At 69.0% G+C, this 16,794-nt stretch carries 12 protein-coding genes; 3 read left to right on the top strand and 9 right to left on the bottom strand.

What is annotated here, in order from left to right; genetic code table 11:
- Positions 1–57 precede the first annotated feature (57 nt).
- Together DOE79_RS08945 and DOE79_RS08950 are read left to right on the top strand one after the other, a co-directional pair.
- The gene (locus DOE79_RS08945) at positions 58–1,044 is read left to right on the top strand and encodes a glycoside hydrolase family 6 protein (protein WP_120338209.1); all 987 of its coding nucleotides are present in this window, start codon (positions 58–60) and stop codon (positions 1,042–1,044) included.
- A gap of 82 nt (positions 1,045–1,126) precedes the next feature.
- Positions 1,127–2,095 (top strand): response regulator transcription factor, encoded by a 969-nt coding sequence (locus DOE79_RS08950; RefSeq protein WP_342767957.1) that lies wholly within the window; start codon positions 1,127–1,129, stop codon positions 2,093–2,095.
- A gap of 161 nt (positions 2,096–2,256) precedes the next feature.
- Here DOE79_RS08950 and DOE79_RS08955 read toward each other — a convergent pair whose 3' ends face one another.
- Together DOE79_RS08955 and DOE79_RS08960 are read right to left on the bottom strand one after the other, a co-directional pair.
- The gene (locus DOE79_RS08955) at positions 2,257–2,613 is read right to left on the bottom strand and encodes a hypothetical protein (RefSeq protein ID WP_120338211.1); all 357 of its coding nucleotides are present in this window, start codon (positions 2,611–2,613) and stop codon (positions 2,257–2,259) included.
- Complete coding sequence (locus tag DOE79_RS08960; RefSeq protein WP_245977222.1) at positions 2,610–4,052, bottom strand: glycosyltransferase family 2 protein; 1,443 nt, start codon at positions 4,050–4,052, stop codon at positions 2,610–2,612. Before DOE79_RS08960 ends, DOE79_RS08955 begins: the two co-directional genes overlap by 4 nt.
- Before the next feature lie 118 nt (positions 4,053–4,170).
- Here DOE79_RS08960 and DOE79_RS08965 point away from each other — a divergent pair, with 118 nt between their 5' ends.
- Positions 4,171–4,773, top strand: coding sequence for a hypothetical protein (locus DOE79_RS08965; protein WP_120338212.1), 603 nt, complete (start codon positions 4,171–4,173; stop codon positions 4,771–4,773).
- A gap of 95 nt (positions 4,774–4,868) precedes the next feature.
- Here the strand turns inward: DOE79_RS08965 and DOE79_RS08970 are convergent, their stop codons facing one another.
- The 7 genes from DOE79_RS08970 to DOE79_RS09000 all read right to left on the bottom strand — a co-directional run bounded on the left by DOE79_RS08970 (position 4,869) and on the right by DOE79_RS09000 (position 16,743).
- The gene (locus DOE79_RS08970; RefSeq protein WP_120338213.1) at positions 4,869–6,053 is read right to left on the bottom strand and encodes a GGDEF domain-containing protein; all 1,185 of its coding nucleotides are present in this window, start codon (positions 6,051–6,053) and stop codon (positions 4,869–4,871) included.
- Between the two features lie 31 nt (positions 6,054–6,084).
- Positions 6,085–7,746 (bottom strand): sensor histidine kinase, encoded by a 1,662-nt coding sequence (locus DOE79_RS08975; RefSeq protein ID WP_120338214.1) that lies wholly within the window; start codon positions 7,744–7,746, stop codon positions 6,085–6,087.
- Positions 7,747–7,762: 16 nt separating this feature from the next.
- Positions 7,763–10,171, bottom strand: a complete 2,409-nt coding sequence (locus tag DOE79_RS08980) for a putative bifunctional diguanylate cyclase/phosphodiesterase (protein ID WP_162942685.1) — start codon at positions 10,169–10,171, stop codon at positions 7,763–7,765.
- A gap of 48 nt (positions 10,172–10,219) precedes the next feature.
- Entirely contained in the window at positions 10,220–11,314 is a 1,095-nt protein-coding gene (locus DOE79_RS08985; protein ID WP_120338216.1) for an aspartate-semialdehyde dehydrogenase, read from the bottom strand.
- A 273-nt stretch (positions 11,315–11,587) separates the two neighbouring features.
- Positions 11,588–12,883 (bottom strand): aspartate kinase, encoded by a 1,296-nt coding sequence (locus DOE79_RS08990; protein ID WP_120338217.1) that lies wholly within the window; start codon positions 12,881–12,883, stop codon positions 11,588–11,590.
- Between the two features lie 248 nt (positions 12,884–13,131).
- Positions 13,132–13,731, bottom strand: coding sequence for a recombination mediator RecR (recR, locus tag DOE79_RS08995; RefSeq protein WP_066592631.1), 600 nt, complete (start codon positions 13,729–13,731; stop codon positions 13,132–13,134).
- Positions 13,732–16,743, bottom strand: a complete 3,012-nt coding sequence (locus tag DOE79_RS09000) for a DNA polymerase III subunit gamma and tau (protein WP_120338218.1) — start codon at positions 16,741–16,743, stop codon at positions 13,732–13,734.
- Between the last annotated feature and the right edge of the window lie 51 nt (positions 16,744–16,794).

Below are 16,794 nucleotides of genomic sequence, written 5' to 3' on the forward strand. Positions count from 1 at the left end.
CACCCACGCGCACCCCACACGTACGCCGGGGCGCACGCCGACGTATAGGGTGGCCAAATGGAATCCACCGGAAGCCGTCTCGGCCTCTCCCTGGGCATCATCGCCCTCGCCGCTCCGATCGTCGCGCTGGGCCTGTTCATCGGCAGCTTCGCGATCACCGCCGTCGAAGCGATGCGCAGCAACCCCCTCGCCGGGGCGACCTTCTATACCAATCCGGATTCAACGGCCCGGGTGGCCGCCGCCGCGGCCGACCCGGGGTCCGCCGACGCCGCCACCCTCACCCGCCTGGCAGACCAGCCCGCGGCGATCTGGCTGCTGCCGGAGCGATACCCGATGGACACAGTGCGTGCCGACGTCGCCGCGATCGCGGATGCCGCGGCGGCGGCCGGTCAGCTGCCCGTGTTCGTGATCTACGGCATCCCCGACCGCGACTGCGGCAACTTCTCGACCGGCGGCCTGTCGGAGAGCGACTACCCGATCTGGGTCGAGTCGATCGCCACTGCCCTCGACACCCGCGCGGCCGTCGTCATTCTCGAACCGGATGCGCTCGCCCTCGCCCAGCAGTGCGGCAACGTGCCCCAGCGGGTGGCGCAGATCCAACAGGGCGTCGCCGCCCTGCAGGGCACCCTCGCCACGGTGTACCTCGACGCGGGCCACTCCGACTGGCTCGATGCGGCCACCACCGCCAACCTGCTCAACCAGGCCGGCGTGCAGAACGTGCGCGGCTTCGCCACCAACGTCTCCAACTACAACGACTCGGCCGCCGAACAGGCCTTCGGCGAGGCCGTCTCCGCGCTCACCAACGGCGCCCACTTCATCGTCGACACCTCCCGCAATGGCGCGGGGAGCAACGGCGAGTGGTGCAACCCCACCGGACGGGCACTCGGCGCGACCCCCGAAGCCACCACCGATGACGGGCTGCGCGACGCCAACCTCTGGGTGAAGGAGCCCGGCGAAAGCGACGGCACCTGCAACAACGGCCCCGCCGCCGGCGAGTGGTGGCCGGAGCGGGCCCTGCAGCTGGCCGCCGCCGCGGGCTGGTGACCCTCAGCTAGGTATTGATGGATGCTCAGGGCGAGTAAGATCCTCAGGTATGTCATCGTCTGGAGAAACACGCAGGGTAGCGGTGATCATCGAGGATGACGCGGATATCCGGCATCTGCTCGAAGCCGTGCTCACACAGGCCGGATTCGACGCGATCGCAACGAGCAACGGCCTCGATGGCGTGCGTGCCGTGCGCGCCTACGACCCCATTGTGACCACGCTCGATGTGAGCATGCCCGGCATGGACGGCTTCGAAACCGCCAAGCGCATCCGGGCGTTCAGCTCGACGTACCTGGTGATGCTCACCGCTCGCGACGAAGAGATCGACACGCTGCAGGGCCTCGAGGCCGGCGCGGACGACTACCTCACCAAGCCGTTCCGCCCCCGTGAATTGCGCGCCCGCATCGACGCCATGCTGCGCCGCCCCCGGCTGGCTTCGGCGCCGGCGACAGCCGGCGACCCGGCGGATACTCCGACCGCCCAGCCCGCGCCCGCCGCTCCGGTAGTCCAGGTGCAGGCCACGCCTGCTCCCGCCGAGATTCCGTACACCCCCGCCTACGTGCCGCCGACGCCGGTGGCCGCTCCCCCGGCCGAGGTCATCCCGACCCTGGCCCCGGTGCCCGTGTCGGTGGAGTATGTGTCCGCCGCCGCGCCCACCGTCATTGTGTCCAACGACAGCGCCGTGGCCGACGAACGCGCCGACGACTGGATCGAGCACAACGGGCTGCGGTTGAGCAACGACATGCGCCTGGCGATGCTCGGCTCGGCCGAGCTCGACCTCACCCGCACCGAGTTCGACCTGCTGGCCGCGCTGCTCGAGTCCAAGCGCCGGGTGCGCAGCAAGGCCGACCTGGCGCTGCTGCTGCGCGGTGAGAGCTACGTGACCTCGTACTACGTCAACGAGGCCGACAAGCGGGCCGTCGAGGCGCACCTGAGCAACCTGCGCCGCAAGCTCGGCGACAGCCTCACCGCGCCGCGCTGGCTGGAGACCGTGCGCGGGGTGGGCTACCGGCTGGCGGCGTCAGACGAGGCCGGACGCGAGACCTACTAGCGCGGGTTCACGCGACGGGTCGCGGGGTCTCGACAGGCTCGACCAGCGGAACGGGGCTCGACCCGCGGGAACTGGGCTCGACCGGCGGGTGGGTTGCGCGACCGGCGGGATGGGTGCGTGGCCGGACGGGTGTGCGGGCGTATGGGGTCGGTACTGCGCCGTCAGCGCTGCAGGGCGAACATCGTGGCGAGGTCGTGGCAGGCCTGCTCCCCCACCTCGTTGAGCCGGTCGATGTGCCGGGCCGAGCCGGCGATGTCGCCGTCACGAAGGGCGTCGTGCATCATCGCGGCGGTGGCCTCCACCGTCACGGCGCCCACCATGGTGCTGCTCGAGCGGATGCTGAGCAGCACGACGTGAGCCTCTTCGGCATCCGGAAAGGCCAGTGCCGTGGCGAGGCGCTGCGAGCGGCTGCGCCACAGGTGCACGAAGTCGTGCACAAAACGGCGCTGCATCTCGCGGTCCCCGCCCATCTGGGTGAGCAGGGTCCGTAACGCCGTGGCTTCGATGTGGGCGCTCACACCCGGTAGCCGCGGTGGCGCTTGATCAGGGTGAAGAACATAGTAAGAGTCTGCAGCACAGTGGTGACTCCGAGGATCGGCCAGCCGATCCAGAGGATGGTCGACTGGATGACGACGGGCAGCTGCAACCAGATGAACACCATCGCGGCGGCGGCGGCCACGCCGACCAGCAGCGGCACGAGGTGGGCGTTGCCTGAGCCGCGCTCGGCCTTGGCCTGCTCCGCCCAGTTGTCAACCTGCTTGTTGCTGGCGAACTTGGTCCAGGCCCGCACGAAGTGGCCGATCCGCACCCACATGTAGATCTCGGCGGGGAAGAAGGCGATGGCGAAGAAGATGTCCTTGCCGTTGCGATTCTTCATCGACATGGCCGTGCGCAGGTTGAGCAGCAGCGCCACGGTGGGAGGGATCAACCAGATGGGGCTGAACACGAACGCGCCGATCGACAGGGAGGCGAACAGCAGGATGAAGAACATCACCCGGGTGAGCACGTTGACCACCATCGAGAAGTTCTCGATCCAGCGCAGCCGCAGGTTGGGGTGGAACGGCTGGCCCTTCGTGTCGCCGCGCTGACCCGGCCACATGAGTTCGATGGCGCCGAAGTTCCACTTGACCTGCTGGGCATCCAGGCCGCGCAGGGTGGTCATGCCGCCCACGTTGGCGCGCGCCTGGGCGCTGATCTTGGTGAGGTAGCCGGCGCTCTTGATCTGCAGGGAGAGCAGCGAGTCCTCCACCTCGCTGTCCTTCACCCACGGGGTGGCCTGATGGCTGTCCACCATCACCTCGCGCAGCGCCTTGGTGGAGAAGATCGAGAACTGGCCGCCGAGCACGGCCATGTTGCGGCCGCGCAGCATGTTCTGCATGTTGAAGGCGGCGAACTGGGCACGCTGGCCGGCGATGAGGAAGCTCGGCACGACGCCCTTGATGACGGTGTCGTCGATGCTGTAAATCGCCGAGATGCCGCCGACGCGGGTGTCCGAGGCGATCTCGGCCTCGAGCTGCTCCACGGCGTTCGTCGCCGCGGTCGTGTCGCCGTCGACGCCGAGCAGGAAGTCACAGCCCTCGATGAGTGAGTAGCCGTAGTTGAGCGCGCCGACCTTCTTGTCGGGGTTCTCGCCGATGTCGTGCACGAACACCTCGGTGAACTGCATGACGCCGTCCGTGACGACCTCGTGCGGGCCGGCGTACTGGCTGGCGATCTTCACGGTGTCGTCGGTGGTGTTGTTGACCACCACGTGGATCACGTCGGGAAGGCGCGTCTGGGCGAGCAGGGAGTCGAGCACCCCGCCGATCGAGTCGGCTTCGTTGTACGCCGGCACGATGCATCCGATAGTGGGGCGGAAGGTGGGGAGGCCCTCGACCATTTCATTGAATTCATTGGCGTAGGCAGCGAGCACCGGGTCGACGGGCGCGGGCTTGGCGTAGCGGTTTCTCTCGTTCACATGTGCAACTTTGTCAGGGCAACTCCCGGTTTGTGCTGAGGACGTGTCAAGGTTTTCTCAAGATAAGCTCAAGAACGGCGCAGCAGCAGCACGCCCACACGATTACCGGGGGGACCACATGCCGACGACGACCCGCACGCGCCTCGCGTCGCTCACCGTGGCCGCCGCCCTCACGCTCAGCCTCGCCGCCTGTGGGCAGGCGCCCTGGGCCGGTTTGGATGCCGCGGGCAGCACACCCACGCCCACCGCGAAGGCCACCATCACCCCGATCGTCAACGATCTGTCGGCCGGTTCGGCCCGGCACGAGCTCGTCGCCGGCGATGCGGCCCTCACGGTGGACTACTCATCGTCGCTGAGCATGGACCAGTGGACCGCGTCGGCGAACAAGCCCGTGAGCTTCTCGGTCAGCGCCGCGCTGGGCACCGATGACGGCCAGGGTGTCTACCTGTCCAAGGTCAGCATCGTCACGGCCGTCAGCGGCCCCACCGGGGCCTTGGATGCCCCGGCCACGTTCGTCGACCAGTCCTCCCTGCCCACCGGGTACGTCATGAAGGCGCCGTACAGCTACGGCCAGACGTACGTGCTCTCGGCGATCGACCCGGCCGCCACCAGCGTCACCCTGTCGTTCACCTATGAGCTGCTCATCCAGACGACGCCCACGTCGACGACGTTCGCCAAGCAGACCGCGAGCGACCAGCTCACCATCGCCATCGCGCAGTGACCGCCGGCCCCACTCGGGAACCGTGAGTGGGGCACGCGAACTCGAGTCTTGTGGCGCTCAGCTCCCAGTTCGCGGATGCTTGTTCGCGCGTCGGGTCAGAGGTCGCCGCGGGGAATCGGGGCCGCATCCACGGCCACGGCGATGTCGTTGCCGCCGCGGTGCTTGACGATGTCGATCGCCTGGTTGACCGCGTCGCTGAGCGCACCGAGGTCGTAGCCGTGGTCGAAGGTGTCGGCGATGCCGAAACTCGCCGTGAGCCGGATCTGGTACGACTCGCCCAGCGGGCCGTCGACCAGGGCGTTCTGCACCCGTTCGGTGATCGCCCGGGCCTCGGTGGCGGAGGACACCCCGGCCAGGATGAAGAACCGGCCGGCGGCCAGGTGGCCGATCTGGGCCATCATCGGGGCGCTGCCGCGGAGCGTGTCGGCGAACCGGGAGATGGCCTCATCCCCCGCGGTGCGGCCGAACGCGGTGTTGATCTCGGGCAGGTTGTCGATGTCCGCGCCGATCACGGCAAGCCCACGCTCGGACATCTCGGCCCGCTGCAGGTGGTCGGCTGCGGCCTGACGGAACGACGGCCCGGAGAGCACGCCGGCGGCCGAGTGGATGCCCACGGCGATGTCACCGACGGCGTTGCTGCCCACCCGCTCGGCTCGCAGGATCGACACCGCGATGCTCGCCGTGACGATGAGCGCCATGTTGAAGATCGAGGTGGTGCCCGTACCGAAGTAGGTGGTGAAGGTGATGCTCCCCGGGCCGTCCAGGAGGAAGGTGACCGCGCGGCCGAGGTAGAAGAGGCAGGCGAGGAACAGGACGATCGCGAGGATGCGTCCGTTCACGTTGCGGCGCAGCCGGCGCCGCATCGCCTCTGCACCGCCGAGGGCGCCGAGCGAGGAGATGACCAGCCAGAGCAGCCCTGCGCCGGCCCATTCGCCGCCGTCCTCACCGGGGATGATCGTGACGACACCGACGATGAGGGCCAGTCCGCCGACAACGAGGAAGGCCGAGGACCGGCCGTTGTAGACCCGGCTGCCCGACCAGAGCGAGCCGATGGAGATCACCAGTGCGGTGTTGGCCAGGGCGATGGCCCACCAGGCGGTGTCGCTGATGGCATAGACGCCGTAGCCGACGGCCACCATGATGCCCGTCACGAAAGCGAGGCTCCACAGTCGCCCGGGCGGGTCGTTGCGGTTGAGCGCGGTGTTGAAAATGAAGGATGCCCCGCAGAGCACCACCATCAGCCCGCTGATCATCTGCAGTGTCGGTGCGTCTAGTTCCATGTTGTCCCCCGGCGGGCGTGGCAGTCCACGCTCACCCTCTGTTCACCGGGAGCGTGGCGATCGCCGTGGTTCCCTTGCCTTTGACGGATTCAAGTCTGAGGTCGCCGCCATGCTCGCGCATGATCTCCCGGCTGATGCTGAGGCCCAGCCCGGTGCCGTGCACGCTGGAGCCGCGTACAGAGTCGGCCCGGTAGAACCGGTCGAACAGGTTGCCCTGCTCGTCTTCGCTCATGCCGCGGCCGGTGTCGGCGACGCGTACCTCGATGCCGCAGTCCACTTCGTGCGCCGACACAGTGACCTTGCCGGACTCCACGTTGTACTTGATCGCGTTCGAGAAGACGTTGTCCACGACCTGGCGCAGCCGGAAGGCGTCGGCGATCACAATGATCTCGGGCAGGTCGACGAGTTCGAATCGAATGCCGCGTTGCGAGGCCAACGGCTCGGCCGATTCGGCGGCATCCGTGATGATGGCGGTCAGATCGCACGCCGCCACGTTCAGCGCCAGGCCTTCCTTGGAGGCGCTGGCCGCGGTGAGCAGCCCGGAGACGATCTCGAGCAGCCGGTCGGCGTTCTTCGACGCGATTTCCAGCATCCGCCGGGTGTCGGGGTCGACCCGCTCGTCGTCGAGCGCCAACTCGAGGTAGCCCAGAATCGAGGTCAGCGGGGTGCGCAGCTCGTGGGAGACGGAGGCGACGAGGTCGTCCCTGGCCTGCACCGCGCGCACCTCGGCCGTGACGTCGCGGGTCACCAGCACCCCACCGTCGAACCGGCCGGCGGTGTCGCGGATGGGCCGGGCCGACACGAGCACGGCGGCCTGCTGCTGGTCGGGCGAACCGACCCACACCGTCACCCGGTCGACGGTTTCGCCGCGCATGGCCCGCTGGGTGGGCCGGTCCGGGCCCTCGAAGAGGGTGACCCCGTCTTCCTTGAAAACTATGGCGTCCAGGCCGACCCCGTCGCTCACCCCGAACCGGGCGAGCAGCGATCGTTGGGCCCGGTTGATGAAGTTCACCGTGGTGTCTTTGTTGTACCCGACGACACCGAAGTCGACGGTGTTGAAGATCTCGTCGAGGGTCTGCTCCTGGCGGCGGGAGCGCTGCAGCGCCGCCTCGAACAGGCCCGCTTGCTGGGTGAGCAGCACCCGCTGCGCCTGGGCGCGTCGGTTGGAGGTGTAGGTGACCGAGGCGACGAACGCGAGCATGATCGTCACCACCGCCAGCAGCGGCGCCTGGCCGGCCGTGTAGCCCGTGGCGTTCAGCGGATCGGTGAAGAATTTCAACGGCAAACCGGCCCAGAGCAGCACGGCGGAGAACAGCACACTGCCGGTCGCCCCTGCCAGGCCGAAGTGGGTGGACATCCAGATGACCGGGAAGACGAGCAGGAAACTGACACCCAGTTGCGGCTGGGCTTCCCGGGCCAGGGTGAGCCCGACGATGTCCAGCAGCGGGAGGATCACGATCCACGACTTGGGGAACAGGCGCCACGGCACCGCCGCGGCAAGGCCGGTGGCGGCGAAGATGATCATCACGCCGAGGAAGTACAGCGGGGCCGCGAACATGGCCGCATTGTTGACGACGGTGACGACCACCAGCAGCAGGGTGGCCGCGGCCAAGAGCAGCTGGGAGAGGAAGACGCTGCGTTCCACGCGCTCCCGCACGCCGACGCGCGGCATCCTCAATATCTGCTCGACCATACTGTGACCCTAACCTTTACAGCGACAACCCAGACACGGCGCGCACAGGCAGTACGGCGGCCGCTCCGAATTCCTCCAGGCGGGCGAGGGTCTTCTCGAAACTGCGCGGCACCCCGTAGTGGAATCCCTGTGCGCTCCGGATACCCAACGAGGACAGGTGGGCGGCCATGGCCTCGTTCTCGACACCCTCCACGATCATCGAGTACTCGAGGTTGTCGCCGAAGCCCTGCAGCGCCGTGAGCACCTCGCGCTGGCGCACATCGTCGAGGTCGTCGACGAGGCTCTTGTCGATCTTGAGGATGTCCATGGGCATCCGCACGAGGGCGTCGACCGAGGAGTCCTGGGAGCCGTAGTCGTCGAGCGCGATCATGATGCCGATGTCACGCAGGTGGTCGGCCTGGGCACGCACGGCGGTAGAGACGCGGGCCACGGAGCGCTCGTTCAGCTCCAGGCAGAGCGAGATGCCGGGGTAGCGTTCGGCCAGGTCTTCGACGAACGAACCCACTCGTTGGGGCAGGATCTGGCCCGCCTCCACGTTGATGGTCATGCAGACGATACGCGGTTCGATGAGCCGGAAGTCGGCCGCCGCGGCCATGGCCTTGACGGCCACCTGCCGGGTGAGCGCGTCGAGCCGGCCGAGGCTCTTGGCCTTCTCCACCAGGGAGGGCGGCGACAGCGGGCCGAGCTCGGGGTCGGTGTAGCGCACAAGGGCCTCGAACGCCCAGATCTGGCCGGTGACGAGGCTCACGATGGGTTGGAAGGCCAGTTCGAGGAGGTCCTCGTCGATGGCGCGGGCGACGATGTCGTTCATCTGCGAGGAACGGTGCCCGGAGATGTTGATGCTGCTCTCGTTGGCGGGGCCGCCGCGGCGGCGGGACTTCTTGATGGCGAGCATGCTGCGGTCTGCGTCGCGCAGCAGCTGGTTGACATCCGTCTCCCGGTGCGCGGAGTAGGCCAGGCCGATGCTGAGGATGGGGTTGATGCTGAAGCTGCCCACGGCGAGCGGGGCGCCCGTGGCCTCCATGATGCGTTCGGCGAGCAGCTTCGCCTCGGCGAGGGAGGACAGCCGGGTGAGGATCACGACGAACTCGTCGCCGCCGACCCGGGCGACGACGTCGTACGGGCGCACGACGCCGCTGAGCCGGCGGCCGAGTTCGCTGAGGATCTCGTCGCCGGATTGGTGGCCGTAGCGGTCGTTCATCCGCTTGAAGTCGTCGAGGTCGATGAACAGCACGGCCAGGGCCTCGGAGTAGTCACGGTGGTCGTTGATGTTCGCGAGGGCGTCCTGGAAGGCGCCGTAGTTGGGCAGCCCGGTGAGCGGGTCGGTGTTGGCGCGGATGGTGAGGCCGCCGATGCTCTCCCGTGCGGTGAAGACCACGTCGGCGGTGTGCGCGAGCGCCGCGAGGGCGCGCCGGTCGTCGTTGGTGAAGGGGAAATCCATCACATCGCGACGGGCCACCAGGTACTGGCCGCCGAGAACGGTGATGGCCACCGGCACGTCGATCTCGCCGCGGCCGGCGGGCTCGTGCCGGATGCTGGCGGATTCGACGCCGATGGTGTCGTGCACGGCGCGCAGCAGCACCGTGGCGAGGTCGGCGGTGGGGTTGACGGGGCTGAGGGTGATGGGCGTGATCTGCCCGCCGGTCTTGGTGAAGTGATTGGTGGCGTTCAGGTCGATGACGCCCGCGACCACCCCGGCCAGCCGGCGGCGCATCGCGGTTCCGCGCTGGATGAGGATGGTGCCCGCGGCCGCGACGCTGAGCGGCACGAGGGTGACCGCCACCGCCAGGGTGTCGGTGCGCAGGTCGAAGAACGGATGCGTCCACATGGCGATCAGGGCACAGGACACCGCGTAGCCGCCGCCGACGAGCACCAGGCGAACGGCGGAGTAGGTGTGTTCGGTGGCGGGCTGGGGCGGGGTGCCGGAGAACCGGCGGCGGAGCGCCTCGATCACGACGACAGTGACGATGTAGGCGACAGCACCGCCGGCGGCTACGACAGGTTCGGCGGAGCCGACGGCGTGGAGCAGGGCGACCGTGGCGAGGAAGGCGACGCCGCCGACGCCGGTGAGACCGGCCGCGTAGACGGCCACTTCGACCCGGCGTGCGGTGAGCACCACCACGAGCAGCACACCGAGGCAGACCAGACCCAGGGCGATGCGGGGGGCGAAGGCCGGCTCAAGCGCGAGGACGACCAGGATCGGCAGGCCGACCACCGGGCTGCGGAACCCGAGCGCGCCCAGGCGGAAGCGCGGGATCTCGAACACGCCCGCGCAGACCACAGCGCAAGCCGCGATGAAGAGGTGCTCAGGGTTGCCCTCGAGGATCAGTTCGATCAGCGAGAAGACGATGAAGAAGAGCGCCGTGGCCGCGAACAGGCCGAAAACCACCCGGCCCGCCACCGCTGCCCCTTTGATTGTCTCCACAAGGTCTGACACTACTGGAGCGCTGCCGCGGATCGGGCCCGCGCCGGATTATCCGACCGTGAGTTTTGCGGCCAGGAGTTCGGCGATCTGCACGGCGTTGAGCGCCGCACCCTTGCGCAGGTTGTCGTTGCTGATGAACAGGGCCAGACCACGGCCGTTCGGCACCCCGGGATCCTGGCGGATACGTCCCACGAAGCTCGGGTCGGCGCCCGCCGCCTGCAACGGCGTGGGGATGTCGGTGAGCTGCACTCCGGGAGCGTCGCTGAGCAGCTCGGTTGCCCGGGCGACGGAGATGGGCCTGGCGAACTCCACGTTGATCGAGAGCGAGTGGCCGGTGAACACCGGCACACGCACGCAGGTGCCGGAGACGAGCAGGTCGGGCAGCTCGAGGATCTTGCGGCTCTCGTTGCGGAGCTTCTTCTCCTCGTCGGTCTCGAACAGGCCGTCGTCGACGATCGACCCGGCAAGCGGGATGACGTCGAACGCGATGGGCCGCTTGTACACGGTGGGCTCCGGCATGCTCACCGACGAACCGTCGTGCACGAGCTGGAAGAGGTTGTCGTCGCTCGCGGCCGCGCGGATCTGCGTGGCCAGTTCCTGCGCGCCGGCCAGGCCGCTGCCGGAGACCGCCTGGTAGGTGCTCACGATGAGGCGTTCGAGGCCGGCCTCGTCGTGCAGAACCTTGAGCACCGGCATGGCCGCCATGGTCGTGCAGTTGGGGTTGGCGATGATGCCCTTGACGGCTCGGTCGATGGCCTCCGGGTTGACCTCGCTGACCACCAAAGGCACGTCGGGGTCCATCCGCCAGCCCGACGAGTTGTCGACCACGGTGACCCCGGCGGCGGCGAAGCGCGGCGCCTGGCTCTTGGACAGCGTGGCGCCGGCCGAGAAGATGGCCACATCCAGGCCGGTGGGGTCGGCCGTTGAGGCGTCCTCCACCACGATCTGCTCGTGCTTCCAGGGCAGCGTGGTGCCCGCGGAGCGCGCCGACGCGAAGTAACGGATGCTGGCGACCGGGAAGTCGCGCTCCTCGAGCAGACGGCGCACCACGGCACCGACCTGGCCGGTGGCGCCCACGACGCCGATGTTGATGCCGGCGCGGGTGCTGCTGGGTGCGGTGCTGGTGGCTACGGTGCTGGTCACTGTGTGGTCCTTACTCAGTCAAGTCTCAAGCCGTGCAAAAAGTCGGAGGGTGCGCACAACTCCTGCAATTCTCCCCGAACGGCGCCGAATCGGGCCGGTTTGGGTGTTTTTGGCAGAAATTGCAGGAGTTATGCCGGGGTGTGGGCCGGACGTCGGGAGGGGCGGGCCGTTCACGAGGGGGAACTGTTCCCGAAGCGGACAAATGGTACCGGCGTACCGGGCGCAGATGTCCGTTCGGGCAATAGTCGGCTGCCGGGGCGACGGCCGACGGGGTCAGCGGCCGGTGCCGCCGTGCACAACGGCCTCGTCGTCGGCGTCCAGGCCGAAGGCCGTGTGCACGACGCGCAGAGCCTGGTTGATGGTGTCGGCCCGGGTGACGACCGAGATGCGGATCTCGCTGGTGGAGATCATCTCGATGTTGATGCCGGCCTCGAACAAGGCCTCGAACAGCTTCGCGGAGACACCGGTGTTGGTGCGCATCCCGGCGCCCACCAGAGCGAGCTTGCCGATCTGGTCGTCGTACTGCAGGCCGGCGAAGCCGACGTTCTGCTGTTCGTTGGTGAGCGCGGTGAGCACCTGCTGGCCCTCGGACTTGGGCAGGGTGAACGAGATGTCGGTCAGCCCGGTGGAGGCGGCCGAGACGTTCTGCACGATCATGTCGACGTTGGCATTGGTCTTGGCGACGATCTTGAAGATCTGCGCGGCCTTGCCGGGGATGTCGGGAACGCCGACGACCGTGACCTTGGCCTCGCTGAGGTCGGCCGCGACCCCCGCGATGATGGGCTCTTCCACTGTCTCTCCATTCGATACTGCGGCGGCGTACGGGCTGATGGCGCCCGGGTTGTAGACGATGGTGCCGGTGTTGTTGTTGAACGATGACCGCACGTGCAGGGTCACACCGTGGCGGCGGGCGTATTCCACCGCGCGAATGTAGAGCACCTTGGCACCAGCGGCGGCGAGCTCGAGCATCTCCTCGCTGGAGACCCGTTCGAGCTTGTGCGCCTTGGGCACAACGCGCGGGTCGGCGGTGAAGATGCCGTCGACATCCGTGTAGATCTCGCAGATGTCGGCACCGAGCGCGGCGGCGAGGGCCACGGCCGTGGTGTCAGAGCCGCCGCGGCCGAGGGTGGTGATGTCCTTGGTGTCGCGGTTGAAGCCCTGGAAGCCGGCGACGATGGCGATGGCACCCTCGTCGAGTGCGTCGCGCAGCCGGCCCGGGGTGACGTCGACGATGCGGGCGGCGCCGTGCTGGGCATCCGTGATCATGCCGGCCTGGCTGCCGGTGAACGAGCGGGCGTCGTAGCCCATGCTCTTGATCGCCATGGCCAGCAGCGCCATGGAGATGCGCTCCCCCGCGGTGAGCAGCATGTCGAGCTCGCGCGGCGCCGGGATCGGGGTGACCTGGTGGGCGAGGTCCAGCAGCTCGTCGGTGGAGTCGCCCATGGCGGACACGGCCACGACGATGTCGTTGCCGGCCTTCTTGGTGTCGACGATGCGCTTGGCAACGCGTTTGATGCTCTCGGCGTCGGCGACGGATGATCCGCCGAACTTCTGCACGATCAGGCTCACGTGGGCACTCCTGGCTTCCGGGTACGCGGAGACATCCCGCCATCCCATCCTAAATGCGTTCGTATTCTCGCCGGTTCATGTGACGCCGCGCGCGGGCCCCGATGCTGACTGGCCCATTTCTGCTAGTCGCGAGCACCTCCGCACTAGCAGTTCCGGGCCAGTCATCTCTGAGGGTTGGATGACTGGCCCATTTTCGCTAGTCGTGAGGGGCTCCGCACTAGCCAAAATGGGCCAGTCATGACGGGGCGCTAGGAGGTGACGGTGCGTCGCCCCTCGAAGGCACGGCCGAGGGTGACCTCGTCGGCGTACTCGAGGTCGCCTCCCACGGGCAGGCCCGACGCCAGCCGGCTCACCTTGATGTCGAGGGTCGTCAGCAGACGCGACAGATAGGTGGCAGTGGCCTCGCCCTCGAGGTTGGGATCGGTGGCGATGATCACCTCTTGCACGGTGTTGTCGGCCAGGCGCGTCATCAGCTGACGGATGCGCAGGTCGTCGGGTCCGATGCCGTCGATGGGGCTGATCGCTCCGCCGAGCACGTGGTACAGGCCCTTGAACTCGCGGGTGCGTTCGATGGCGACGACATCCTTGGCCTCTTCGACCACGCAGATGGAGGTGGGGTTGCGGCGCGGGTCGCGGCAGATCATGCAGGTCTCCTGCTCGGAGACGTTGCCGCAGATCTCACAGAACTTCACCTTGTCGCGCACCTCGAGCAGTACGTTCGCCAGGTGTGACACGTCGAAGTTCTTGGTCTGCAAGATGTGGAACGCGATCCGCTGCGCGGATTTGGGGCCGATACCGGGCAGCCGACCGAGCTCGTCGATGAGTTCCTGAACGATTCCTTCGTACATTTAGTTGTCGTTCCTCTGTCGCGAGATGGGGTCGTGCGGCTGCTCCTCGATGAACGTGGCGCCGAGAATCTCGCGCACCACCGCCTCGCCGTACCGTTGCTTCTCCGCGAACGCGGGTGAGCGTCGGGCCGGAGCACCACGCTGACCGGCGGGGGCGGATGCGGCAGGCGCGGCGGTCGCGGATGCCCCGGCTGCCGGTGCCTGACCGGGCGCCTGCTGGCCACGAGCCTGCTGTGGCGCCGCGGGCGGCTGCGCGGTCGGCTGGCTGCCGGGCCCGCCGCCGGGTGCAGAGAACCGCTGCGGGTCCGGCGGCAGGTCGTCGTAGGGCGGCGGTTCTTCGTCGAAGGGTGGGTCGAAGTCGGGCTCCGGTGCGTAGTCGTAGCCCGGTGCCGCCGGGGCCGATGGCTGCGGGGCAGAGGAGGATACAGGCGCGGAGGGGACGTCTGCCGGGGCGCTGGGGGCGGTGCGGGCGCCGGTATCGGAGGGGACTGTGTCGGCAGGGGAAGCGCTGGCGGCCGGGGCTCCAGCAGCAGCGGGGACACCGTGGATCGGCGCCAGCGCGGGCTCCTCGGCCAGGGTCTCCGCGGCAGCCAGGGCGGCGGCGGATCCGGGAATGACGACCGTGGCCCATCCGGTGGACGTGGTCGGCGGCGCGAGGGTGGCGGTGGCCGAGCGAGTTGTTGTCGCGGTGGCTGCACCCGCTCCGGCTGATCCCGCGCCGGAACCTGCGCCGAAGGCGCGTGCGTCACCGGTCGTTCCGCTGCCGGACGGGCCGCCGAACTCCGATGACGGGGCGCCTGCCGCGGTGGGGTTCGACGCGGACGATCCCTGGGCCATCGAGCCGGCGGGAGCAGTGCCCGCGGAAGCCGTGCCCAGGGAGGCCGAGCCGGTGGGCGTGGGGCCGGCAGCTGAGCTTGCGGGGGCGGAGCCTGCGCGACCGGCGCCCGCGGGAGCCTGGGCCGACTCGGCGCTGGAGGGCCGGGAGGTGGATGCCGCGTCGGCGCCAGCGGTCGGGCGCGCGGGAGCTCCTCCGGCGGACTGGCCGGCGCCCGCCGCGGCGAAGGTCTCGGAGTCGGCGCGGGCGATGAACTTCACGCGCAGGCCGAGCACCTTGACGATGGCGCCGCGCAGGAACTCGCTGACCCCCTGGCCGGGCGCCTGCTGAGCCTTGAAACCCTGCATGTCCTGCTCGCTGGGGAAAGACAGTACGAGGATATCCTCGCCGCGCAGGTCCAGCACGCGGGCGGTGTACACCACGAGCCAGGCGCTGAGCTTGACCTCCTTGACGGCGTCGAGGATCTGCGGCCAGGCGTCCTTGATCTGGGCCAGCGTGACCGGCCCGACGGGAACGGCCGGGGTCGCGACAGGCTCGGTGGCGCCGGCCGGCTCGGCCGGGTCGGTACTGGCGGATGCGGCGGACGATGCACCCGAGGTCGCGTCGTCTGCGGGCGTACCGGATGCGGGCTCGGCGGATACAGGCGTGCCGGACGAGGCGGCAGCGCCGGCGGACGCAGGAGTGTCTGAGGACGCAGGCGCACCGGAGTCGGCCACGGAGCCCGCGGTGGGGTTGGTGCCGACGGGGAGAACGTCGGCGGCCGGGGTGGCCGCGGTCGCGCCGGTCTTCGCGGCGGCCGTCGCTGCGGTGTCGCCCGGGGTGGCGGCCGGGGATCCGGGCACGCGAGTGGCCCATCCAGCGCCGACTGGGGCGGCGGCCGCGGCCGGGGCAGGCGTAGCGCCGGCGGCCGGCGCGGCGGCCGGCGGCGCGGCTGGGGCCGCGGAGGCCGGCGGGCGGGACGCCGCGGGCGCGGGCGCGGCGGCCTGGACCGGCGCATCCGTGCTGCCGCCGTCGACGCCGATGCGCCGTTCGAGGCGCTCGACGCGGGCGAGGGCGCCGCGGGTGGTGTCGTCGGCGGCGGGGATGAGCACGCGCGCGATCATGAGTTCGAGGTGCAGGCGGGGCGAGGTGGCGCCGGTCATCTCGGTGAGGGCGGCGTTGAGGATGTCGGCGGTGCGGCTCAGCTCGGCCGGACCGAACTTGGCGGCCTGCACCTGCATGCGGTCGAGTTCGTCTTGCGGTACGCCCCGGAGCACGGCGGCGGCACCGGCGGCGCTGGTGGCGGCCACGATGATGAGGTCGCGCATGCGCTCGAGCAGGTCTTCGACGAAGCGGCGCGGGTCTTGGCCGGTCTGGATGACCCGGTCGACGGCGTCGAACGCGGCGGAGGAGTTGCGGGCGGCGATGGCGTCGACGGCGTCGTCGAGCAGGGTCGCGTGGGTGTAGCCGAGCAGGGCCACGGCACGCTCGTACTCGATGGCCTCGGTGTCGGAGCCGGCCATGAGCTGGTCGAGCAGCGAGAGGGTGTCGCGGGGCGACCCGCCGCCGGCGCGCACGACGAGCGGGAGCACGCCGGGAGCCACGGTCATGTGCTCGCTGTCGCAGAGCTGTTGCACGTAGTCGAGCATGGGCGCCGGCGGCACGAGCCGGAACGGGTAGTGGTGGGTGCGCGAGCGAATCGTGCCGATGACCTTCTCGGGCTCGGTCGTAGCGAAGATGAACTTCACGTGTTCCGGCGGCTCTTCCACGATCTTGAGCAGCGCGTTGAAGCCCTGCGGCGTGACCATGTGCGCCTCGTCGAGGATGAAGATCTTGTAGCGGTCGCGGGCCGGCGCGAAGATGGCGCGCTCGCGGATGTCGCGGGCATCGTCAACACCGTTGTGGCTGGCCGCGTCGATCTCGACCACGTCGAGCGAGCCGCTGCCGTCGCGGGAGAGCTCGACACAGCTGGGGCAGACACCGCAGGGGGTGTCGGTGGGGCCCTCGGCGCAGTTGAGGCATCGGGCCAGGATGCGCGCGGACGTCGTCTTTCCACAGCCGCGGGGTCCGCTGAAGAGATAGGCATGATTGACCCGGTTGGTGCGCAGGGCGGTCATGAGCGGATCGGTCACCTGAGACTGACCGATCATTTCGGCAAAAGTCTCTGGCCGGTAACGGCGATACAGGGCGGTAACCACGAGTTCAATCGTACTTGGTGCCACTGACACGCCGGTCGGCCCATGCACAGG

The organism is Cryobacterium soli, assembly GCF_003611035.1.
GTDB classification, from domain to species: Bacteria; Actinomycetota; Actinomycetes; order Actinomycetales; family Microbacteriaceae; genus Cryobacterium; species Cryobacterium soli.